The sequence below is a fragment of the Aliagarivorans taiwanensis DSM 22990 genome (assembly GCF_000429505.1).
Classification (GTDB): domain Bacteria; phylum Pseudomonadota; class Gammaproteobacteria; order Enterobacterales; family Celerinatantimonadaceae; genus Aliagarivorans; species Aliagarivorans taiwanensis.
Genome location: NZ_AUBZ01000043.1, coordinates 1 through 23142 on the forward strand (window position 1 = coordinate 1; position 23142 = coordinate 23142).

The 23142-nt window shown below is 54.9% G+C and carries 20 protein-coding genes; 6 read left to right on the forward strand and 14 right to left on the reverse strand.

Going from position 1 to position 23142, the window contains the following annotated elements:
* Positions 1-65: 65 nt before the first annotated feature.
* The gene (locus G462_RS24575) at positions 66-266 is read right to left on the reverse strand and encodes a hypothetical protein (RefSeq protein ID WP_157378667.1); all 201 of its coding nucleotides are present in this window, start codon (positions 264-266) and stop codon (positions 66-68) included.
* A 626-nt stretch (positions 267-892) separates the two neighbouring features.
* Between G462_RS24575 and G462_RS0117645 the strand changes: the two genes are divergently transcribed.
* Positions 893-2224, forward strand: a complete 1332-nt coding sequence (locus tag G462_RS0117645) for a GntP family permease (RefSeq protein WP_026960168.1) — start codon at positions 893-895, stop codon at positions 2222-2224.
* Positions 2225-2296: 72 nt separating this feature from the next.
* Here the strand turns inward: G462_RS0117645 and G462_RS0117650 are convergent, their stop codons facing one another.
* Complete coding sequence (locus G462_RS0117650; RefSeq protein WP_026960169.1) at positions 2297-5473, reverse strand: efflux RND transporter permease subunit; 3177 nt, start codon at positions 5471-5473, stop codon at positions 2297-2299.
* A 7-nt stretch (positions 5474-5480) separates the two neighbouring features.
* Positions 5481-6692 (reverse strand): efflux RND transporter periplasmic adaptor subunit, encoded by a 1212-nt coding sequence (locus G462_RS23260; RefSeq protein WP_051326834.1) that lies wholly within the window; start codon positions 6690-6692, stop codon positions 5481-5483.
* Positions 6693-6863: 171 nt separating this feature from the next.
* Here G462_RS23260 and G462_RS0117660 point away from each other — a divergent pair, with 171 nt between their 5' ends.
* Positions 6864-7481, forward strand: coding sequence for a TetR/AcrR family transcriptional regulator (locus tag G462_RS0117660; RefSeq protein ID WP_026960170.1), 618 nt, complete (start codon positions 6864-6866; stop codon positions 7479-7481).
* A 76-nt stretch (positions 7482-7557) separates the two neighbouring features.
* Here the strand turns inward: G462_RS0117660 and sodB are convergent, their stop codons facing one another.
* Positions 7558-8139 (reverse strand): superoxide dismutase [Fe], encoded by a 582-nt coding sequence (gene sodB / locus G462_RS0117665; RefSeq protein ID WP_026960171.1) that lies wholly within the window; start codon positions 8137-8139, stop codon positions 7558-7560.
* A 194-nt stretch (positions 8140-8333) separates the two neighbouring features.
* Between sodB and G462_RS0117670 the strand changes: the two genes are divergently transcribed.
* Positions 8334-8672 (forward strand): Grx4 family monothiol glutaredoxin, encoded by a 339-nt coding sequence (locus G462_RS0117670; RefSeq protein ID WP_026960172.1) that lies wholly within the window; start codon positions 8334-8336, stop codon positions 8670-8672.
* On the opposite strand, the gene G462_RS0117675 is transcribed toward G462_RS0117670, so the two are convergent.
* The 4 genes from G462_RS0117675 to G462_RS0117690 form a co-directional block, all read right to left on the reverse strand.
* The gene (locus G462_RS0117675; RefSeq protein WP_026960173.1) at positions 8669-9100 is read right to left on the reverse strand and encodes a MerR family transcriptional regulator; all 432 of its coding nucleotides are present in this window, start codon (positions 9098-9100) and stop codon (positions 8669-8671) included. The two genes, G462_RS0117670 and G462_RS0117675, sit on opposite strands and share 4 nt — an antisense overlap.
* Before the next feature lie 148 nt (positions 9101-9248).
* Positions 9249-10526 carry an outer membrane protein transport protein gene (locus G462_RS0117680; protein WP_026960174.1) on the reverse strand — a complete coding sequence of 426 codons (1278 nt, stop codon included), beginning with the start codon at positions 10524-10526 and terminating at the stop codon, positions 9249-9251.
* Positions 10527-10740: 214 nt separating this feature from the next.
* Positions 10741-11463: a DUF3379 family protein gene (locus tag G462_RS0117685; protein ID WP_026960175.1), complete on the reverse strand. Its 723-nt coding sequence runs from the start codon at positions 11461-11463 to the stop codon at positions 10741-10743.
* A complete protein-coding gene (locus G462_RS0117690; protein WP_035478238.1) occupies positions 11456-11968 on the reverse strand; it encodes a sigma-70 family RNA polymerase sigma factor in 513 nt (170 codons plus the stop codon). The genes G462_RS0117685 and G462_RS0117690 overlap by 8 nt, the downstream gene beginning before the upstream one ends.
* A 182-nt stretch (positions 11969-12150) precedes the next feature.
* On the opposite strand from G462_RS0117690, the gene G462_RS0117695 reads away from it, so the two are divergent.
* Positions 12151-12435, forward strand: coding sequence for a YfcZ/YiiS family protein (locus G462_RS0117695; protein WP_026960177.1), 285 nt, complete (start codon positions 12151-12153; stop codon positions 12433-12435).
* An 83-nt stretch (positions 12436-12518) separates the two neighbouring features.
* Here the strand turns inward: G462_RS0117695 and G462_RS0117700 are convergent, their stop codons facing one another.
* The 6 genes from G462_RS0117700 to G462_RS0117725 are packed head-to-tail and all read right to left on the reverse strand — an operon-like array spanning position 12519 to position 19413.
* Positions 12519-14114 carry a BatD family protein gene (locus G462_RS0117700; protein ID WP_026960178.1) on the reverse strand — a complete coding sequence of 532 codons (1596 nt, stop codon included), beginning with the start codon at positions 14112-14114 and terminating at the stop codon, positions 12519-12521.
* Complete coding sequence (locus tag G462_RS0117705) at positions 14115-15911, reverse strand: VWA domain-containing protein (RefSeq protein WP_245579587.1); 1797 nt, start codon at positions 15909-15911, stop codon at positions 14115-14117.
* Between the two features lie 8 nt (positions 15912-15919).
* A complete protein-coding gene (locus G462_RS23265; protein WP_051326835.1) occupies positions 15920-16942 on the reverse strand; it encodes a VWA domain-containing protein in 1023 nt (340 codons plus the stop codon).
* Positions 16935-17510 (reverse strand): DUF4381 domain-containing protein, encoded by a 576-nt coding sequence (locus G462_RS24065; RefSeq protein WP_051326836.1) that lies wholly within the window; start codon positions 17508-17510, stop codon positions 16935-16937. Before G462_RS24065 ends, G462_RS23265 begins: the two co-directional genes overlap by 8 nt.
* Entirely contained in the window at positions 17503-18441 is a 939-nt protein-coding gene (locus tag G462_RS0117720; RefSeq protein ID WP_026960180.1) for a DUF58 domain-containing protein, read from the reverse strand. The genes G462_RS24065 and G462_RS0117720 overlap by 8 nt, the downstream gene beginning before the upstream one ends.
* 15 nt (positions 18442-18456) lie before the next feature.
* The gene (locus G462_RS0117725; RefSeq protein ID WP_026960181.1) at positions 18457-19413 is read right to left on the reverse strand and encodes an AAA family ATPase; all 957 of its coding nucleotides are present in this window, start codon (positions 19411-19413) and stop codon (positions 18457-18459) included.
* A 216-nt stretch (positions 19414-19629) separates the two neighbouring features.
* Between G462_RS0117725 and fadI the strand changes: the two genes are divergently transcribed.
* Together fadI and fadJ are read left to right on the forward strand one after the other, a co-directional pair.
* The gene (gene fadI, locus G462_RS0117730) at positions 19630-20934 is read left to right on the forward strand and encodes an acetyl-CoA C-acyltransferase FadI (protein WP_026960182.1); all 1305 of its coding nucleotides are present in this window, start codon (positions 19630-19632) and stop codon (positions 20932-20934) included.
* Positions 20934-23078 carry a fatty acid oxidation complex subunit alpha FadJ gene (gene fadJ / locus G462_RS0117735; RefSeq protein ID WP_026960183.1) on the forward strand — a complete coding sequence of 715 codons (2145 nt, stop codon included), beginning with the start codon at positions 20934-20936 and terminating at the stop codon, positions 23076-23078. The genes fadI and fadJ overlap by 1 nt, the downstream gene beginning before the upstream one ends.
* Positions 23079-23142 lie beyond the last annotated feature (64 nt).

The following is a 23142-nucleotide window of genomic DNA, read 5'->3' on the forward strand; positions in this document are numbered from 1 at the left end:
CACCCAATGAGTCAGAGCGAAGGTACTGGCTTGAATACAAAACCGTGGCCAATTTAACTTGACCACTACACTGATACTGGTAAGAGTTCAATTACATCACCATATATGTCAATAATTACTGTTTCTGATGACAAATTATAAACAGACAAATTGTTAACATCTCGCTGCCCAATATCAACTCCTGGGAGAGGTGAAACAAACTCATCAGCCAATACGGATGAAGAGACAAGTCCTAAAATAAGGACACTTTTACTAAAAAATTTCATTTTCTACTCCTTTGATAAATGAAATTCACACAAAAATATAACATCTTATTCAATAGCGTAACGCTCTCTTTAAACAGAGCGTTACGCTATGTATCCACCACATAATGTCTACTTTATCACCTAAAAATAGGCTGTTACAACAAGCGGTTAGCCGTATCGTGGAGGATACAAAGCAAAAAAGAGAGCACACTAGCCGGCTCAAACAGAGCATATTCCCAATACTGTATATATATGCCAGTGGTTATGCAGGTTTCCCTAACACGTAATGGGGCATAAACGATTTAGCTTAGCGAGTTACTCTTCCTATAAGTCACGCTAACAACTGGCTCTACGACAGGGAAGTTACATTGTCGCGGTTTACAAGCCACCTCTTTCATTCATAACTCCAATATGCGAGAACTCACAAAATAGAGTATTCATTGCTATTTCTCCGCGCCCCTCGAAGCGGATCACAAAAGCCCCAGAACCTACTGAATTAGAATGATTTTAGTCATTTGAGCAGGGAAGCACTCGCCAGTGACGATGTAGGCTGGACGCCAATAGCAACAACCTAACAGGCGTAGCCTTGGTTTATTGCTCTGCTCGGCGAGCGTTGCTTGGGTAGGGGCTTAGGGGAGGATGGCAGTATGGCTGTCGGGTTGTTTGTGTTATCGATTGCGCTTTTGATTGTGATGATCACTAAGTTTCGGATTCATGCCTTTATCTCGCTGATCACGGTGGCGCTGCTGTTGGGCTTGGTGTCGGGAATTCGGCCGGTTGAGGTGGCGGCGATTGTGAGCGGTGGCTTTGGTGGGATCATGTCCTATATCGGGATTGTGATTATCTGCGGGATTATCATTGGCGAGGTGCTGGAAGTGACCGGCGGCACCCAGAAGATTGCGGATTCCATCTTGCAAGTGGTTGGAGTGAAGCGTGCGCCGATGGCGACTACCTTGACCGGGGCGGTGGTGTCTATTCCGGTGTTCTGTGACTCGGGCTTTGTGATTCTAAACCCGATCATCAAGGCTATCTCAAAGTTCGGTAAGATCCCGTATATGACCTTGGTGATTGCGCTGATGGGCGGGCTGCTGGTTACGCACTCCTTTGTGCCGCCCACGCCCGGGCCGATTGCTGCCGCCGGGATACTGGGAGCCGACCTCGGCAAGGTGATGATCTACGGCATTATCGTGACCATTCCGGTGGTGATTGGGCTGGTGCTCTGGGCCAACAGCGGCTTTATCCGTCGGCGCTTTCCCGATATTGCCACCACTTCAGAAGCTGAAGAGCGGCAGGCGCAAGAGTTTAAAGAGGTGGTGCAGCGCGCGCCTTCTACCTTTAAATCCTATATGCCGATTGTGGTGCCGATTATCTTGATTGTGGTGGCATCCGTTAGCCGCCAGTTTATCGACCAGCAAGGCGTGGCGGCGGATGTAATCAACTTTATCGGTACGCCTTTTGTGGCTCTGCTGTTGGGCACTGCCATTGCTTTTACCTTGCCAGAAAAAGTGAATGGCACGGTTACCGAAACCTGGGTGTCCAACGCCATGAAAAAGGGCAGTGAGATATTGCTGATTACCGCCGCGGCAGGCGCCTTTGGCAAGATGCTGCAAGCGGTGGAGGTGGGTGATGTGCTGGCAGAAATGCTGACATCTGCAGGCCTGCCGATGATCGTGGTGCCGTTTATGATTGCCTCGTTGGTGCTGATTGCCCAAGGCTCGGCCACAGTGGCATTAACCACCACGGCGGCAATTGTCGCGCCCATTCTTGACTCCATTGGTCTAAGCCCTGAGATGGCGGTGCTGTCGATTGCGGCGGGTTCGTTTACCGGCGTGCAGGCGAACGGTTCGTACTTTTGGTGTGTCTCCAAGCTTGCGGGCTTTGATTTGCGCCAAAGCTATATCGCGGTCACCTTATCGACCTTTGTGATGGGGGCAGTGGCCTTTGTGTCGGTGCTGGTGCTGTCGATGTTTATTCGCTAGCTTCATTCGCTAGTCATGAAAAAGCGCGCTCGGGCTAAGCCGAGCGCGCTTTGATGTTTAGATCCTACATTGCTATTTGGCGGCGGCTTCGTCCAGCAGGGCTGGCTGGGCGGCTTGGCTTTCTGGCTTGGCTTTCTTGCGGGCCAGTACATAGTAGAACAGCGGCGTCAGCAACAGGCCAAAGAAGGTTACGCCAATCATCCCGGCGAATACCGCCACGCCCATGGCTTGGCGCATCTCTGCGCCAGCGCCGCTGGAGTAAACCATCGGCACCACGCCCATAATAAAGGCGATGGAGGTCATCAGGATGGGGCGAAAACGCAGGCGCGAGGCTTCCAAAACCGCTTCTAGTGCATCGCGGCCTTGTTCCTGTAGCTCCTTGGCGAACTCCACAATCAAGATAGCGTTTTTGGTCGCCAGACCCACCAACACGATTAAGCCGATCTGAGTGAAGATGTTGTTGTCGCCACCCCAGATAATCACCCCGGTAATCGCCGACAGCAGGGTCATCGGAATAATCAGGATAATCGCTAGTGGTAGGCGCAGGCTTTCATACTGTGCGGCCAACACCAGGAACACTAACAGAATCACCAGCGGGTAGATCAACAGGGCGGTGTTACCGGCCAGGATCTGCTGGTAGGTCAGTTCGGTCCACTCGTAGCTCATGCCGATGGGCAAGGTCTCGCTTAGGATCTGCTCGATAGCGGCTTGGGCTTCACCGGAGCTAAAGCCAGGCGCTGGGCCACCGTTGATCTCGGCGGTGGTGTAGGCGTTGTAATGCATCACCCGATCCGGGCCTGCCACGTAGTCCACATCCACAAACGAGCCGAGCGGGATCATCGCGCCTTCAGCGTTGCGCACCTTAAGCTGGCTGATTTGCTCAGGTGTTTGACGATAGGCTTCATCGGCTTGCACGTTGACCTGATAGGTACGGCCAAACTGGTTGAAGTCGTTCACATAGGTCGAGCCCATGTACGCCTGCAGGGTGCTGAACACATCGTTGAGCGCTAGGTCTTGCTGCATTGCCTTGGTGCGATCCAAATCAAGCTGCAATTGCGGCACATTCACCTGATAGCTGGAGAACACGCCAGTGAGCGCGGGGTGTGCCCAGGCCTTCATAATCACTTCTTGGCTTACCCGATATAGCTCTTCGTAGCCCAGGTTGGCTCTATCTTGGATCTGCAAGCGGAAGCCACCAATGGTGCCTAGTCCTTGTACCGGCGGAGGCGGGAAGATAGCGATAAAGGCATCGGGGATCGCGGCAAACTTCTGGTTCAGCGCACCGGCAATGGCGCCCGCCGACATGCTTGGGTCTTGCCGCTCGTCGAAATCCGCCAACGGCGTAAACACAATCCCGCTATTCGGGCTGTTGGTAAAGCCGTTGATGCTCAGCCCCGGGAAGGCGACCGAGTGCTCAACCCCTGGCTGGGCCAGCGCAATCTCTGACATCTGCTTCATTACCGCTTCGGTGCGTTCCAGTGAGGCCGCATCAGGCAGTTGAGCAAAGGCAACCAAGTATTGTTTGTCTTGCCCCGGCACATAACCGGTGGGCGTGTTCTTAAACTGCTGCCCAGTGACTGCTAGCAGGCCGACATAGACGATACCGACCAGCAGGCCCATACGGATAACCTTGCGCAGCACATTGGCGTATACCCCGGCACCCCAGTTAAACAGGCGGTTAAAGGGGGCAAAGATCAGTCGGCCAAACAGCGCGTCCATCGCCCGGGTTAGCCAGTCTTTGGGGGCGTCATGGCTGCGCAGCAACATGGCTGACAGCGCTGGGCTCAAAGTTAGCGAGTTAATCGCCGAGATCACCGTGGAGATGGTAATGGTCAGGGCGAACTGCTTGTAGAACTGACCAGTCAGGCCCGACATAAACGCGGTAGGAATAAACACCGCGGCCAACACCAAGGTGGTGGCGATAATCGGTCCGGTTACCTCTTTCATGGCTTGTTGAGTCGCGGCAATCGGGCTCAGGCCATCGGCGATGTTTCGCTCCACGTTCTCTACAACCACGATGGCATCGTCCACCACAATACCGATGGCGAGTACCAAGCCGAACAGCGACAGCGCGTTGAGCGAGAAGCCCATCAGCTGCATAAAGGCAAAGGTGCCCACCAAGGAGATGGGTACCGCAACCAGCGGGATAATCGAGGCGCGCCAGGTTTGCAGGAACAGCACAACTACCAGTACAACTAGCAGCACGGCTTCGAGCAGGGTTTTCACCACCGCCTCAATCGAGCCACGTACAAACACGGTCGGGTCGTAGACAATCTCGTAGTTCAGGCCTTGCGGGAAGGTCTGAGACAGCTCGGCCATCTTGGCGCGTACATCTTCGGAGATCTGAATCGCGTTGGAGCCCGGTGCCTGGAAGATCGCAATCGCGATGGCGTCGCGGTTATCCAGCAGCGAGCGCAGGGCGTAGTTATCGGCGCCCAGCTCGATACGGGCAACATCGCTCAAGCGGCTGATCTCGCCGTTATCGCCCACCTTGATGATGATATCGGCAAACTCCTCAACGCTGCTCAAGCGGCCTTTCACGTTGATTAATAGTTGGAACTCAGCCTCTTTGCTCGGCTGTGAGCCAAGGCTACCGGCCGCTGCTTGTTGGTTTTGCTCACGGATTGCCGCCACCACGTCGCCGGGGTTAAGGCCGAGCGAGGCCACTTTGTTTGGATCCAGCCAGATCCGCAGGCTGTATTCACCGCCGCCAAACTGACGCACCGCGCCAGCACCTTCAATACGCGCCAGCTCGTCGCGCACATTCAGCGCCGCGTAGTTGGAGAGGTAGAGCAAATCGTAATGTGGCTGGTCGGAGACCAAGTGGACCACCATGGTGAGATCGGGTGAGGATTTCTCGGTCACCACCCCTAAGCGCTGCACTTCTTCAGGCAAGCGGGGTAGGGCGCGATCGACCCGGTTCTGTACCAAGGTGGTGGCCTTGTCCACATCGGTGCCGATGGCGAAGGTGACGGTGAGGGTCATGCGGCCATCGGAGGTGGCTTGGGACGACATATACAGCATGTCTTCCACACCGTTGATCTCTTCCTCTAGCGGCGAAGCCACGGTGCTGGCAATCACTTTCGGGTTAGCGCCCGGATAGTTAGCGGTGACCACGACGGTGGGCGGCACCACTTCTGGGTATTCGGTAATCGGCAGCTGCCATACCGCAATCGCTCCACCGATAAAGATCAGCAGCGACAATACGGCTGCAAAGATGGGGCGTTTAATGAAAAACTGCGAAAACATGGGCAAATTATCCTTGTTGCTCGGCCAAGCCGGCAGAGGCAGCGCTCACTAGCTCGCCCTGCGCTTGACGCAATTGTTGCAGTTGCTGTTCGCTGGCCATCGGCTTATCCACTGGCGTGACCGGCATACCGGGGCGCACGCGCTGCAGGCCGTTCACCACGATACGGTCGCCGGATTGCAAGCCCGAGGCAATAACCCGCAGGCCATGTACCTGCTCACCCAGTTCTACTAAGCGATACTGCACTGCTTGCTGCTCATCTAACACCAGCACGAACTTGTTGTTCAGATCGGTGCCGATGGCTTTATCGTCGATCAACACGCTTTGGTAGGGCTGGCTACCCGAAAGCTGGATACGGGCAAACATGCCGGGCAACAGCTGGCTGTTGGGGTTGGCAAAGTTGGCGCGCAGGCGAATGGTGCCGGTCTGTTGGTTCAGCGCGTTGTCGACAAAGTCGATCTCGCCCTGATGGGGGAAGCCCGATTCGTCGGCCAGCGCCATCTGTACCTGCTGGCCCAAGGCGGAGGTAGTTAGCTCCTGATAACGCAGGAAGCTCTGCTCATCCACATCGAAGTAGGCATGGATCTCATCGGTGGAAACCAAGCGGGTAAGCTCGCTTTGCCCAGCGGTGACGTAGTTACCCTCGGTCACCAGCGCATTGGATACACGACCAGAGATGGGCGCACGTACCTCACTAAACTCAAGGTCGAGGCGGGCGCGGGTCAGCGAGGCTTCAATGGCGGCTACCGAGGCGGCGCTGCGCTGCATGCTGGTAAAGCGGCCATCGAGCAACTCTTCAGAGATGGCTTGTTGAGCGCTTAGCTGCTTGGCGCGCTGGTAGTCTTTGCGGGCTTGGCTAAGGCTGCTGTTGACGCTATCTAGCTCGGCTTCTAGGCGGGCAACTTCGGCGGCGAAGATGCGCGAGTCGATGCGAAACAGCACCTGACCTTCTTCCACCATGCTGCCTTCTTCAAACGCCACTTCTTCTAAGTAGCCGGAAACACGCGGGATCACCCGCACGGTATCCGGTGAAGAGAGTCGGCCGGTGTATTGATCGGTCTCGACGATTTGCTCCACCAATACCTCTGCCACTTCAACTGACGGAGGAGGTGGCGCACTGGCTGCAGGTTCAGACGCTTGTAGCTCGCCGCAAGCACTCAGCAGCAGGCTGGACGATGCGATAAGCGACACAAAAAATAGTCGGGGAGTTAGCGTGGCCATATTACGTTCCCTGTAGTAAAAGTTGACAAAAGTTTTATACCGATCGGTATAATATGGCCTAAAAGTGATCTTGATCAAGGGTTTTTGTACTGAATGGTATAAAAAAGCAACTGGACGAGACGAATAGGCAAGGCTTATTATTGAGTCAGTAAAAACTAAAGGTAATCTAACGTGGTTGGTTCGTGTTCTGCCCTAGGGCGCCCTCGCTGTTTTGATATAGACCATGCTTTGGAGCAAGCGCTCGACGTATTTTGGCGAAAAGGCTACGACGGCACTTCGCTTAATGATTTGACTCAGGCGATGGGGATCAACAAACCGAGCCTCTACTCGGCGTTTGGTAACAAAGAACAGCTGTTCTTACAGGCCATCGAGCTATACGAAGACCGCCATGGCGCCTTCTTCTACCAGTCTTTAGAGCAGCCAACCTTGCTAGCGAGTGTCGAGTATATGCTCGAGCACGCCGTGACCAACCTTAGCGACCCGACTCAACCACAAGGCTGTATCGTGGTGCAGGGCGCATTACTGTGCAGCGATGCTGCAAGCAGCGTAAAGCAAGCGCTGATTGAGCGCCGCAAGCAAGGAGGCGAGGCTTTAAAAGAGCGGGTTCGTCTGGCTAAAGCGCAGGGGGAGCTACGCGACGGCGTCAGTGCCGATGGGCTAGCCCACTATTTGGCGACGATACTGCAGGGGCTGACCGTGCACGTGACTAATGGGGTGAGCGAGCAAGAGCTGCGTGAAGTGGCTGCGTTGGCGATTGAAACCATTAAGAGAAATCTGGCGGACGAGTAGTAGGCTAGTAGCAGCTCGTCGCGAACTGAAGGCACAAAAAAGGCGCATTTAGCGCCCTTTTTAGATCTGGCTGAGGTTAGCCCAGGTTTTCTGCAACGAAGTCCCAGTTAACCAGTGCCCAGAAGGCTTTCAGGTAGTCAGGGCGCAGGTTGCGGTAGTCGATGTAGTAAGCGTGTTCCCACAGATCGCAAGTCAGCAGTGGGGTTACACCTTCTTCGGTCAGCGGAGTGGCTGCGTTGCTAGTGTTAACGATGGCCAGGCTGCCGTCGGCATTTTTCACCAACCAGGTCCAGCTCGAACCGAAGTTGTTGATTGCGCTGTCGGTGAACTTGGCTACGAACTCGTCGAACGAACCGAAGTTAGCTGCGATAGCATCAGCCAGTGCGCCGCTAGGCTCGCCGCCAGCGTTAGGTGCCAGACAGTTCCAGTAGAAGGTGTGGTTCCAAACCTGAGCAGCATTGTTAAATACACCACCGCTTGAGCTCTTAACGATCTCTTCCAAAGACTTACCTTCCAGCTCAGTGCCTTCAATCAGACCGTTTAGCTTAACCACGTAGGTGTTGTGGTGTTTGCCGTAGTGGTAAGACAGAGTTTCTGCTGAGATGTGTGGCTCGAGCGCGTCCTGAGCGTAAGGTAGTGCTGGTAGCGTGAATGCCATGTTTCTCTCTCCTTTAGTTGCCTTGGTTGGCTTGCTATTAATTAGTAAAGCAAAATCTTTACTAATGAGTCTAACACTCGCATTATGACTGTGAAACCCTGAGCGCAAAAAAAAATTGATCCAGCGCAATTTGATGAAATGACCTAGCAAAACTGCTAGTGTTAGCACACTAAAATTTGAGTAGAGACAAACATATGGAAACTGTAGATAAAATTAAGCAGCAGATCGCCGAGAACCCCATTTTGTTGTACATGAAGGGCTCTCCTAAGTTCCCGAGCTGTGGTTTCTCTGCCCAGGCCGTGCAAGCGGTAATGGAATGCGGTGAACGCTTTGCTTATGTCGATATCCTGCAAAACCCTGATATTCGCGCGGAACTGCCTAAATATGCAGATTGGCCGACCTTCCCGCAACTATGGGTAGATGGCGAGCTGGTGGGTGGTTGTGACATCGTGGTGGAAATGTTCCGCAGCGGTGAGCTACAAACCGTTATCAAAGAGTGCGCAGCGAAGCACGGCGACTCTGAAGAAGCCTAGGGCTCTTTTGAGCGAGCGGCGGGGGCGTGATTGCCTTCGCCAATCTTTTGCTGAGCGAGGTAACAGCGTCGCTCGGCAGACTTCAACTCCATTAGTACCACCTGAATATCCTCCAGCTGCTGCAGCAAGCTTTGCCGTTTATTGGTGATGATATGCAGCAAGGCCTTAATCTCGTAATTGGTGGTGAGCTTGGCATCGTATAGGTCGAACAGCTCTTTGATCTCTGCCAGCGAGAAACCCAAGCGTTTTCCCCTCAGAACCAGCTTTAATCGCAACTTGTCGTGTTTGTTGTACAAACGCTGATTGCCGCTGCGCTGCGGGCTGAGCAGGCCTTCGTCTTCGTAGAAACGAATGCTGCGGGTGCTGACCTCAAACTCTTTGGCCAGTTGCCCAATGGTGAACTCTGCGGGGCTGTGATTTAGCGCCAATCTATTTAACCCTTACGTTAAGGTTACGACAATCATCGCAGCAAGACCCTGAGGCTAGCTCGATGGCTATAGTAATTGTTTACCTGCTTAATAGGTGCGTCAAGAGACTTTGGTAGAAGAAGGGCTGCAAATGCAGCCCTGAATGAGATTAGAAGCTGTGGTTGTACTGCATGCTGATCACGTAAGCATTACCTTTGGAGGTGAATGGGATCTCCTCTTCTACAAAGGCGCCTTTCTTACCGTGGATGAAGAAGAAGCCTGCATCAAAGCTCTGGTGATCGCTCCAGTGGTAGGTCGCCCCAGCGCCGTAGTTCCAGCGGTTGTTATCCGGAATACTGATCGATGGCAGGGTACGCGAAGGGGTGCGGTCAAATGATACGCCGGCACGTAACTCCCATTTGGGGTTCATATACCAAGTACCGCCCACGCCGACCCGGTAAGAGTTCGAGAACTTTTCATCCTTTTGCAGTACCGTGCCATATTCTTCGGTGGTACCGCGGATCTCTTGGAAGGTGCTCCAGCCAATCCACATATAGCTATAGTGCACTGCAAACTTTTCATTGAGGCGGTGGTAACCGGAGAACTCCAACATATCCGGCAGGTTCAGAGTTAGCTCTCCAGGGATGTTCTGGCCACTGGTTCCAGCTGGGCCGTTGGGCCCTGCTATCAGTCCCTCGGGAAGGTCTGAGTAGTAGTCACCTTCAAAATCTACATCAATCTTAGACCGATAAGCGAGTCCGAAGCGGTGGTTCTCGTTAAGCTCCCACATCAGGCCGATGTTCCAGCCAAAGCCCCAGCCATCGCCTTTTAAGGAAGCCGAAGTAGCGCCAGCAGGAATACCAGAATCGTTAACGCCAAAATTACGCTTCAGCTCAGCATCACCATAAACTGCATTGAAGCCTGCACCAATGCTCCATTGCTCATTAATTCTGTAAGAAACGTTGGGATTTAAGTTCACGGTAATCAAGTGGGTTTCACCGGCAAGTGCGCCTGCAGGGTAGTCCGCAGGGAATTCACTGGCTAGACCGAAGTTTGAGAACATTGCGAAGCCCCACGCCCACTTATCATTTAGGGGTTGAATGAAATAGCCGGCAGGTACTGGGGCTCCTGGAACTACATCATTGTTGGTTAACGTGCTGTTATTGACTTCGTCACTTGGAGCGCTGGCATAGTTGCCGCGCACGTAGACATCGGGTGCGATATAGGTGAGCGCACCTGATACCGAGATGCGGTCAAAGCGGGCCATGGCGGCGGGGTTGCGTGCCAGTACCGACGCATTGTCGGCAATCACGGCTTCTCCGGCAAATACCCGTCCAGCACCGGTGGCTGAGTGTTCTACTAATTGAAAGCCTGCTGAGTGTGCCTGGCTTGCTGCGAGTGCAATCGCGGCCCCGACTACGCTGGGGCGAAACATCCGACCTGTCATTCCAATCCTCTCATCCTTTATCTGGTTAGCTGCTTCACTATAGAGGAGATGTTTCGCAAATGTTAATCAGATGTGTAAAACGATTGTTTGAAATTAGAGCTATTGCACAAAAAGTGTAACTTTTGCGGGGAATGCGCGTATTTAAACACGAAGGCGTAAAAAAGGAGCCTATTAGACTCCTTGATTAATTATGGCTGGCTGACCGATACAGCGCTTAGATGCTTTGGTTCAACTGCCCTTTGATTTTGTGCAGCAGGCCGTCAAGCGGTTCGGCTTTCTCGCCGACAATCACTAGATTTGCATCGCTTAGCTGGGAGACCATACCGTGCATCTTGCTGTCAGAAAAGGCTGACGAGCTGGGTAGATCCACCGTTTGCGGTACCACGAACACGTTTACATCATTGCCTTGCTCGCTGCGCATCACCATATGGAAGGCCGGTGAGCCATGGTAGCTGCAGTGGTTTACAAATACTACATGCCCCGGCAGTTGTTCAAAGGCCTCACCATAACGGGCTAGCTTGGCATTTACGGTTTGCAGTGATGGCTGCTCATCGGTACCAGTAATGTAGGGGGAAGCATGATACACATGCTCTAGGGCTACATCACCAAGACTAATGCTGGGCTCGCCTGCGGTAAACGGGTTTAGGGTGTTCACACCAATGCCCATGGCAAAGGCGACTGATGCGGCCAAGGCCATATGCCAACGCGGTCGCTTCGGCTTGGCTGGCGGCGCAGCAAAGCTTTGTCTTAGGCGTAACCGTTCGCTCAAGCCATCGGGTACATCGACTTCCATCGCGCGTTGCAATTTGCCCTCGAACTGCTGGAGTTCGTCGTAAAACTTCTGGTTTTTAGGGCTGTCTTTAATTGCAGCTAGTAGTGCGTCACTTCGATCCCGAGGATTGGCATACAACTGGCGGCGAAATTCTAGCTCATCCATTACACTGTCCTCGCTGTTCATCTTTTTCAAAAGCGTCTTTGAGTTGGTTGCGGGCCCGGAATAACCGGGTCATCACGGTATTCTTGTTAAGCTCCAGCAGCTCGGCGATCTCTTCCCCGCTAAAACCACCAATGACCTGTAGCAGCAGCGGTTCGCGATACTCTGGCGAGAGCTTATCAATTTGCCGTCGTAACCACTCGTTCTCGATTTCTTGCTCACTTGAGAGGGCGTCTTGGTCTGCCACCGAGTGATCCTCGATGTCCACCAGATCAAACTGCTTCCTCTCAAAGCGGCGGGCATTCTCCCGCCTCAAGATAGTAATCAACCACGACTTAGCGGCCTTGTCATCCTTCAAGCTGTCGAGTGAACGCCAGGCTCGCAGGAAGGTTTCCTGAACCACGTCTTCAGCGACTTGCTTGTCTTTGCACAGCCAGTAGGCGTAGCGATAAAGATCGCGACTAAAGGCCTGCACCAGCGCTTCGTAGCGCAATTGTTTAGTATCCATGCCCGAGTTGACCGAGCTGTTTGACTTTTTCTTTCGCGAAAATGGCAAAATCATAATTTTTTTAGCGTATCCAATCGCCAATCATGTCTTTATAATAGCGGTGAGCGCTGTTTTTAGTTGCGAAGGCGCAAAAAAAGTAGCGACAATGTTGTAAACAGCTTAATGAATTTAAAGGAAAATTGATGAAAACTAAACTAGAAGAGTCAAAAGTTTGCTGCTGTGTTGATGTAGGTGCGATTATCGACGGCGAAGAGTGCTCAACGCAGTTAGTGGAAGTTTTCCAGCAGCAAGAACATGCCCAAGCGCGTTTGGATACCCTGACCACTAAAGCCCGCAATGCCGAGTCAGAGCCTTGTGATATCCAATCAGAGATCGTTGAAACCGAACAAGGCTTCCAGCTTAGCGCATCATTTGGCTTTAGCTGCCAAGCTGAAAACCTGATCTTCCAATTGGGTATGAACCGCTAGACCTGCCTTTAGCGAGTAACGCGGTCCAGCGTTACTCGCTTCAAACTCCCTACCTTTTACCTGTCACAGCCAGTGCTAAACAACTAGTGCGGAGGGTTTAGTGACGGCAGAGCCTGCGTTTTGCTGGTTGCAGCGGTTTGTTTGCGAACCTGTTGGCAGCGCTGCAGTAGCGCCAGTAGATCAGGCTTATCGCTAACATCGCCCTTAAGCGGCGACCATAACTGCTGACTTAGCTCCCCAAGTACTGCCTCTAATTCTTGATTTGGCTCGGCCTGCAGATAGCGGCGCAGCTGATATTCGGCCTGATGGGCATTATTGCGCTGACATGCCTTCTCAAACGCCTGCCAGGCAGGGCTGTGGTTGAGCGATGGCGATGTTTCATCCTCGCTCTCTACCACCTGTTTTGGTGCGCGGCGACTGTGCCATAGCCACAAGAGCGCGGTGGTCAGCCAGGCTAGACCAAACAGCCAGGTCAGCCATGAGTGCTGACGCTGGGCCGCAGTCGTATTGCCACTTGGGCTAATGGCGGGCTCGGGCAGGGCAAGGGTGTTCACCCGGCTGGCATCCACCTCAATCTGCTTGCTTGGCAGCTCTGCCAGCATGGCTTCGTCTTGCTCGACGTTCCACCAATCTAGCTGCCAGCCGGGCAGGGTGAGCTCGCCGCTACGGCTAGGAATAATGGCGGCGCTTAGCACCCGCTGGGCAAACACAATGCCGTCTTGTACCACGGTTTTGTCTTGGTAGGGCTCGGGGTAGACCCGGAAGTCGTCGCCATAGTCGAGGGCAATCTCCGGTAGCTGCTCTTCGGTAATGCCTGCAATGTTTAAGGTGATCCTTCGGGTAAAGGCTTCACCTTGTTGGTAGCGGCTTTGCTCTGGCTGCAGCTCGTCGTTTAAGAAGACATCGGTGCTGGGTAGCCAGTTGAGCATAGCGCCATCGGGGATCGGTTTGACCTCAATGGCGAGGGTGTCGGCCACCACATCCACCGGCAATGAGCGCCCATAGCGGTCACTGGTGATACCGCTTAGGCGAGTGCCGCTGATGTTAAAGCTGCCAGCCTGCTCGGCGGTGAGTAACCAGCGGCGGGTGAGGGTGCGATAGCGTTTACCATCGACAACCTCCATCTCTTGCTGGTCTTCGCCCAAGGTCTCGAAGCTCGCGCCCAGCATGCTCGGCGGAATGATATTGGCTTGCTCAAGGTTGCTGGCGACCCACACCTTGGTGGAGTAGACCGCGGGCTGACCGATATATACGGTGCGGCGATCCAGGCTCGATTCCAGGCGGATCTCTTGTTGCTGCTGCACTTCGCCTTGTTTAACTCGCAGTTGAATTGCCTTGGTGCGTCCATCTCCTACCTCAAAGGCGGGGATGGTGTAATCGCCAGCAGTGCGGGCCATCAGCGTGGTGGTCCAGGTGGTGCTGGTGGTTGATACGCCGTTGATGGTTGATTGGCGGCGACCGGTGGAGGTATTCCCCACCACAAAGCCTTGGCGCAACAACAACTGTGGGTCGAAGGCATTGGCGGGCAGGTTGCTATTGGCCTCGATATTCAAGGTAAAGGGCTGGCCTTCAGCTACCGGGTTGTGGCTGACACTGGCGGTAACTTCGGTAGCGGCGTGAGCCAGATGGCTAAAAACCACCGCTAAAAAAAACGCCAAAAATAAGCCGAATACTCTCACTTACCAATTCTCCTCTGATTGCGGCTGGCGACGCCGCTTTTGGTATTCCAGATACATTTTATTGCGTAGCAGCAGGCTTGGGTCGTTGGGCAGGGCATCCAGCCAGCGCTGCAGCTCTTGATCATCGAGCTCACCCTCACCGCTTGCCTGCGCTGGTACTTGCTGCGCCTGCTCGTCAGGCTCTTGCTCGGTCGGCTCTGCGGGCTGCTCGGCCTGTTGCTGCTCGCCGTCCTTGTTATCTGCTTGTTGCTGGTCTTGCTCTGGAGCTTGCTGCTCGTCGCCTTGCTGTTCTTGGTCAGGTTGAGGCGGTGGGCTTTGCTCGGACTGTGCTGGTTGCTGATTACCCGATTGTTCTTCGCCTTGTTGGCCTTCACTTTGCTCACCGTCCTGCGGTTGCTCAGAGCCCTGTTCGCCGATGTCTTGCTGCTCTTGTGATTGCTGCTCTTGCGATTGCTGAGACTGCTGCTGCTCGAGCACCGCTTTGTTGTGCGCCGCTTGCTCAAGGCTCGGGTCACGTTCCAGCGCTTGTTCATAGGCGGCGATGGCCTGCTCAGTTTCTCCCTGCATGGCCAGGGCATTGCCTTGGTTGTACCAGCCCTGTGCGCTATCGTCTTGGGCGAATAGCTGCTGCGCGCGCTGGTAATCGCCAGCGCGATAGGCTGCGGCGGCTTGCCACTGCGGATCGCTAAACAGTGCTTCGGCGTCTTGGTAGTTCTCTTGCTCGAAGGCGCTATGGGCGCGCTCAGCTTGGTTGTTCCACCACGCGCTGCCTTGCGCTTCTTCAGCAAAGCTATGTCCGGGCAACAACATCACGCCAGCCAGTAGCCACAGCGGTAGGCTTGGGCGTAAATACTCCCACAGCGCCAGCAGTAGGGCAGGGATCAGCAGCCAAAAACCGAGGTCGATCCGCAGGTCGATAAGCTTACCTTCCGCTTCATTACCGCTCAGAGCACGCTCGCCCAGCTGGCTTAAGCGCTGAATATCCAGGTTATCGGCGCGCAGGCTTTGACACAGACCGCCGCTTTGCTGGCATAAGGGCAAAAAGTACTGCTGCTCGAGTCTGGGGATCACGATACTGCCTTTGCTGTCTTGCAGCAGCGTACCGCCCTCTAAGGGAATCGGCGCGCCCTCGGCGGTGCCCACTGCCAGCATCGAGAAGCGCAGGTTACTGCCGCTCAGTGCTTGCTGGGCTTGCTCAAACTGCTGGCGAGAGAAGCCGTCGCTGATGGCGATAACATCGCCGCCCGGGTAGCCCGCGTTGAGTAGCAGCTGTTTGGCTTGCTCGATGGCTGCAGCGAGATTGGTGCCGTGCACGGGCATGATCTCGGGGCTGATATGCGGCAACAGATTGGCTAAGTTATTGCTGTCGTGGGTCAGCGGCGAGAGCACAAAGGCATCGCCGGCGAAAGCGATAAGGCCGGTTTCGCCGTCCTTCCAGCTATCGATTAGATCGAGCGCCTTATAACGGGCTAGTTCCAAGCGGTCGGGCTTTACATCATCGGCGCGCATCGAGTAGGACATATTGAGTAGCAGCACTCGCGCCGATCCGTCACGATACAGTTGGCCCTGCGGAAGCTGCAAGCTCGGGCCTGCGGCTGCCAAGCTGAGTAAGGCAATTAATAGCATCGGTCGCCACACTGCCGTCTTGGCACTGCCCGCATCGCTTAGCAGGTGCTCGGCAATTACAGTGGGTAGTAGCTGCTGCCAGCTGGAGCTGCGCTGCAATCGGCGTAGATACCACAGCAACGCCATGGCGATTAAGCCGAGTAATAAAAAGCCGGGGCGTAACAGAGTCATACTGCTCACTATGTTCGCTCCTTAAGGTTGTTAACGTTAGGGGCCGCGACAGGGCGCGGCAAAGCGAGAGCCAGCTTAAGTAGCAACAGGCCCAGCATTAGCCCCAGTGGCCAGAAGAACAGCTCTTTTTTCGGGCGAAAGAACTGCTCCGCTTCGCTGATGGGGTTGAGATCGGCGATTTCGCGGTAGATCTGCTGCAGCTGTTGCTGGTCGCGGGCCCGAAAGTATTGGCCGCCGGTCATCTGCGCTATCTCAATCAGGCTTTGCTCATCGAGATCCCAAGACGGGTTTACCTTACGAACGCCAAACAGGCTGCGCTGTAGCATCTCGTCGGCGCCAATGCCGACGGTGTAGATCACCACTTGGTTGTCTGCCGCTACTTGCGCCGCCTCCATCGGATCGACACTGCCGGAGGTATTTTGACCATCGGTCAGCAAAATCAGGATACGCTGCTCGGCCGGTTGCTCTAGCAGTTGTCGTACGCCCATGCCAATGGCCTCGCCGATGGCGGTCATATCGCCCACAAGGCCGTGCACCAAGTCATCGACCTGACTCTGCAGGGCTTGAAGGTCGAAGCTAAGTGGCGAGGCGAGGTAGGCATGATCGGCAAACAGGATCATGCCGATACGGTCGCCGCGGCGCTCGGCAATAAACTCTTTAAGCAGGGCTTTCACAATGGTCAGGCGGTCGACTTGTTCATCATCCTGCACCAGATCGTTAATCTGCATACTGCCCGACATATCCACCGCCAGCAGCAGGTCGCGCCCCTGTTCGACAATCGGCTCGGGGCTATCGCCAAGTAGCTGCGGTCGGCTCAGGGCTGCCAGTAGCAATGACCATAGCAGCCACTGCCACAGCTGTTGCGGGCGTTTGCTATGGATGGTTTGCTGCTGTTGGCTATCCAAGCTCGGCAGGCTGACGTTGTTCAAGCTGGCTGAGAGTTGTTGCTGCGGCTTACGCCAGCGTTTAAGTAGCAAGGGCAGGGGCAGCAGCAGCCAGATCCACAACCAGGCAAAGCTTAACTCAGTCATGGCGACGCTCCTTAGCCGGGCGCACCGCGATGTCAGGCTTACCAACGGGCAAAAGTAGCTGGCGGATACCTTGTGGCGGCAGGGCTTTGCTTAACCAGCGCTTGGCCAACGCGCGCTGCTCTGGGCGGCAAGGCTGAGGCTCGGGGCGATAGCGCTGATTGAGCCACTGCTCGGCGTCGAACATATTTGGCTGCTCAGCGGCTTGGTCGAGCGATTGGTTGAGCGATTGGTTGAGCGATTGGTTGAGCGATTGGTTGAGAAAGTCCAGCCAAGCCTGACCGTGCAATCCCGCCACGCGGGAGCGGGGGAAGTAGGCCAGCGCCGCTTGTTTGAGCAGTTGGTCGAGATCTGCCATATGCTCAATGGCGTCGACTTGGCTCAGTGCCTCACGTTTGGCGGCGGTGAGCTGGCGATAGCGCAAAACCAGATAGACCAAGGCGATAATCAATAGCGCAATAACACTACCCAATAGCCACCAACCGGGCGCGGGCCAACCATGCTCAAGTTGGCTCGGCAGCAGGATATCTTGCAACTGAGCGCCAACAGGGGAAGAGATGGGCTCAGACATGGTCACTCCATTGGTGTTCGGTCGAGAGAGCATTGAAGGTCATGCCGCTTTGCAGCAGTACCTGTTCAATCTGTTGCTGACGGGCCTGTGACTCGGCCTCATACTGGCTGTGAAAGCTGACCTTGGAGCCGCTCAACCAGTGGGCACGGCCATCGCGGCTGACTTTTAAGTCGCTGCGCAATTGGCGAGGCAGCTGTTGCTCAAGCGGGTCGCTTATCTGCCAGGCAAAACACTGGTTGTGTTGTCCCAGTTTTAGCAGGCGAGAGGAGCTTTGCTGGGGGAGATGGTAGAAGTCGCTAATCAGATGAAGCTGGTAGCCAGTCTTCACCAACTTTTGCAGCTGATCTAAGGCTGCGAGCTGCGCATCGGCGTGGTGTTGCAGTTGCTGCTCTTTGAAGCGGGACAATTGCTGTTGGTGGTGGTCGCAGATGTTGTGCAGCATCCGCAGCCATGCTGAGCGGTTGGCGGCAGGGCGCTCCACCACACACTGCTCGCCCAGTTGCACCACTAGGCCTATACGCTCGTTCAAGCTTTGCGCCAGCCAGCCTAGGGCGGCGGCTAGCTCGGCAGCCAGCACACTTTTAAGCACTTGGGTGCTGCCAAACCACATGCTGGCCGACATATCCAGGTAGATCATTACCGGGTGCTCGCGGTCTTCACGGAACAGCTTGGTGTGGGTGCGACCAGTGCGTGCGGTCACGCGCCAGTCGATGCTGCGCACATCATCGCCCGGTTGATAGTGGCGCACCTCATCGAACTCCATGCCGCGACCGCGTACTCGGCTCAGCCGATTTCCGTGGCGCAGTGCTTGGGTATTCTTCCAGGGCGGTAGGCGCAGGCGATAGCCGCGCATATCGATAAGCTGTTGCACGCTTAACTCAACCGCCGAGCGCTGGGTGTTAGCGCCGTGAGTTACTGAGTAGTTGTCCATGTTTCAGCCTCCGGCTTACGCAATGGCAACCAGTTCAAGCATGCGCGCGATCACCTGCTCGCTGTCGATGCCTTGGGCTTGTGCCTGATAGCTGAGCAACAGGCGGTGGCGGAGCACCGGATAGGCCAGGCTTTGGATATCGTCGGGGGTGACATAATCGCGGCCTTGCAGCCAGGCGCGGGCGCGGGCACTACGGGCTAGTGCCAAGGTGGCTCGAGGGCTGGCACCAAACTCTAGCCATTGTGCCAGCTCATCGCTGTATCGCTGTGGCTGGCGCGTTGCGGTAATCAAATCGACGATGTATTGGCTGAGCTCATCGGCCATGTGGATCTCTAAGATAGCGCGGCGCATGGCAAACAGTTTTTGCTGGGACAGCGGCTCGGGGCGCTTCAGCGGTAGTTGTTTCTCTTCGCGCTCAACCAGTTTGAGGATGGCCATCTCGTGCTCTGCGCTGGGGTAGTCGAGGCACAGCTTGAACATAAAGCGATCCAGCTGCGCCTCGGGCAGCGGGTAGGTGCCTTCTTGCTCAATCGGGTTTTGGGTTGCCATCACCATAAACAGTTTAGGTAGGGCATAGCTGGTGCTACCGACGGTGATCTGCTGCTCTGCCATCGCCTCGAGCAGTGCCGATTGCACCTTGGCGGGGGCGCGGTTGATCTCATCCGCCAACACCAGGTTGTGGAAGATCGGCCCTTTTTGGAAGCTAAAACTGGCGGTTTCCGGGTGGAAGATGTCGGTACCGGTGAGGTCGGCGGGCAACAGGTCGGGGGTAAACTGTACCCGGTGGAAGTCGCCTTCGATACATTCAGACAGGGCCTTCACGGCGCGGGTCTTGGCCAGACCCGGTGGGCCCTCTACCAGTATGTGTCCATCTGCCAATAGGGCAATGAGTAACTGTTCAATAAAGCTGCTTTGGCCAATAATGCTGTGGTTGAGATAGTCCTGAATGGCAGCTAGATTTGGATTGCTCATGTCGTCCTCTTACCTAAGAATTGCTGGCAAATCATATTACAGGGCTCCGTGGGGCTCAAAGAATTTCTAATCGCGTGATGCACTTAGCGTTGTTTTAAATGGCTGTTTGAAAAATGTAATCAAATGGTTAAACTTGATTCACTATTACAGGTCAGACCTGTGCGTGGTTTGGATAGCTTAATACCGAGCGCAGGGTAACAACTACAAGGAAGGAATATGGGAAGCAAATCTACCGCTGCAGCGAACGGTCAACGGGTAGCCATTGTTGCCGGCCTACGCACGCCGTTTGCCCGACAAGCCACCGCCTATCATGGTGTGCCTGCTGTTGATCTGGGCAAGATGGTGGTTGCCGAACTGATGCGTCGCCAGGAGCTTGACCCTGAGTTGGTTCAGCAAGTGGTGTTTGGCCAAGTGGTGCAGATGCCCGCCGCCCCGAATATCGCCCGCGAGATTGTGTTGGGTACGGAGATGAATGTGGGTACTGATGCCTACAGCGTATCGCGTGCCTGTGCCACTAGCTTCCAAGCCACTGTGAATGTCTATGAGTCGATTATGGCCGGCACCATTGATTGTGGTATTGCCGGTGGGGCCGATTCTTCTTCGGTGCTGCCGATTGGGGTGTCGAAGAAGCTGGCGCGTAGCCTGCTGGATCTGTCCAAGGCGAAAACGCTGGGGCAGCGCTGGAACATTATAAAAAAAATACGCCCCAAGGATTTAGCGCCGGTGCCGCCTGCGGTGGCTGAGTACTCCACTGGCCTATCGATGGGGCAAACCGCTGAGCAGATGGCCAAAACCCACCAGATCCCCCGTGAAGAACAGGACCAACTGGCGATCCGTTCGCACCAGCGCGCCCAAAAAGCCTGGGAAGAGGGCCTACTCGACGATGAAGTGATGACCGCCTACCCAGAGCCTTATAAAGAGCACCTGCGCCGCGATAATAATATTCGCGCCGATATCTCAGCGGAAAAGCTCGCCAAGCTCAGACCGGTGTTCGATCGCAAGCATGGTTCAGTCACCGCCGCCAACGCCACGCCGCTAACCGACGGGGCTGCAGCAATCATGCTGATGCGCGAAGATAAGGCTAAAGCGCTCGGAATGCCGATCATGGGCTATATCCGCAGCTACGCCTTCTCGGCCATCGATGTCTGGCAAGATATGTTGATGGGGCCTTCTTACGCCACGCCGATTGCGCTCGACCGGGCGGGCTTGACTCTGCAAGACTTGGATCGCATCGAGATGCACGAGGCCTTTGCCGCCCAAACCTTGGCTAACCTGAAAATGTTCGCCAGCGACAAGTTCGCCCAGTCCATCGGCCGCAGTAAGGCCATCGGTGAGGTGGATATGGACAAGTTTAACCAGCTGGGTAGCTCGATTGCCTACGGCCATCCGTTTGCGGCCACCGGCGCACGTATGATTACCCAGATGCTCAATGACTTGCGCCGCAACGGCGGCGGGTTGGGGCTGACCACTGCATGTGCTGCGGGTGGTTTGGGTGCAGCAATGATTCTGGAGGTGGAATAATGAGCCAATCGACCTTTGAGCTAACGATTGAACAGGATATCGCGCTGCTGAAAATTGACGTGCAGGGTGAGAGCATGAACACCCTGCGGGCAGAGTTTGGCCCCGAGTTGGAGACTATCCTTGACGAACTGGAAGAGAAAAGTGGCCTAAAAGCGCTGATCTTGTATAGCGGCAAAGAGAGTTCGTTTATCGCTGGCGCTGATATCAGCATGCTCGACAGCTGCACCAGCGCCGAGCAGGCCAAGCAGTTATCGATGGATGGCCATAAGGTATTTAAACGTTTGGAAACCATGCCCTTTCCGGTTATTGCGGCGATCCATGGCCCCTGTTTAGGCGGCGGTTTAGAGCTGGCACTAGCCTGCGACTATCGGGTGTGTAGCGATTGGGAAAAGACTGCGCTTGGCCTGCCTGAAGTGCAACTGGGCTTGCTGCCCGGCGGCGGCGGTACCCAACGCTTGCCTCGCGTGGTGGGCTTGCAGCTAGCGCTGCAGTGGATGCTAACCGGCAAACAGCTGCGACCCAAGCAAGCCTTAAAAGCAGGCCTGGTTGATGATGCGGTGCCTAACTCCGTGCTGTTGGATGTGGCCAAGAAGTTCGCCGATAAACCCAAGCGTAAGGCCAAAGTGAAGCTGAAAGGGGCGGCGAAAGCGCTGGAAGGTAACTCGCTTGGGCGCAACCTCTTGTTCAGTCAGGTTGAGAAGCAAACACTAGCAAAGACCCGTGGCAACTACCCGGCGCCAATGGCGATTATCGATTGTGTTAAAGCATCACTAGAGAAGTCAGAGGCCGAGGGCTTTGCCTACGAGGCGCAGCGCTTCTCCGAGCTGGTTATGAGTGATGAGTCCAAGGCCTTGCGAGGTTTGTTCTTTGGCTCCACCGAGCTTAAGAAAGAGCAGCTATTTGATGGCGTGGAGCCGCGTAAGCTTAGCCAAGTCGGGGTGCTCGGTGGCGGTTTAATGGGCGCGGGCATTGCGTTTGTTTCCTCAACCAAGGCTGGGCTACCGGTAGCGGTTAAAGACATTAACGAGCAGGGCATTCGCGCGGCGCTGAATTATGCCTATAAGCTACTGGATAGAAAGCGTAAGCGCCGCTTTATCAGCCATGCCCAGCTGCAATCTGAGATGGCTAAGATCTCCGGTGGCACCGATTATTCGGTGCTACGCAAGGCCGACATCGTGATTGAGGCGGTCTTTGAAGACCTCAAACTCAAGCAGCAAATGGTGGCTGATATCGAGCAGCATGCTAAGAGCGATACCATCTTTGCCAGTAATACCTCCTCACTACCAATTGGCCAGATCGCCGCAGAGGCGGCGCGACCTGAGCAAGTGATTGGTCTGCATTACTTTAGCCCGGTGGAGAAGATGCCACTGGCTGAGATCATTCCCCATGAGGGCACCTCAGAGCAGTGCATCACCGATACCGTTGAGCTCGCCCGTAAGCAAGGCAAAACCGCCATTGTGGTCAAAGATAAGGCGGGCTTTTATGTCAACCGTATCCTTGCGCCCTATATGAATGAGGCGGCTAAGCTGCTGTTAGAAGGACAGTCCATCGAGCATATTGACCGCAGCTTACTGGATTATGGCTTCCCGGTAGGGCCGATGACTCTGCTCGATGAAGTGGGTATCGATATCGGTGCTAAGATCGCGCCCATTCTAGAGGCCGAGCTGGGTGAGCGCTTTAAAGCGCCGGATGCCTTCGACAAGCTAATAGCCGACAAGCGGCTGGGTAAGAAGACTCGTAAGGGCCTCTACAGCTACGCCAAGCCTAGCCCGTTTGCCAAGCTTAGCGGCAAGAAGGCCAAACAAGCGGATAAGGCGGTGTATAGCCTTTTAGGCATCAAAGCTGCGGAGCCGCTGGATGAAGCCGACATTGCCAAGCGCTGCATCTATCCGATGCTCAATGAAGCGCTACGCTGCCTCGATGAAGGGGTTATCCGCAGTGCCCGTGATGGCGATTTAGGCGCCATCTTCGGTATCGGCTTTCCGCCGTTTTTGGGCGGGCCTTTTAGCGCTATCGAGCAAATTGGAACTAAACAGTTGGCTGAAGAGATGAACGAGATGGTTGAGCAGTATGGCGAGGTGTTCCAGCCCTGTGATTACCTGTTGAAACTGGCTGAGAGCAACGCCTCTTGCTTAGATAGCTAAGCCATGCGGGCCATTGTGAAGCGATGTGTGGAGCGATGGCTTTTTGCACTCGAATATGAATTTT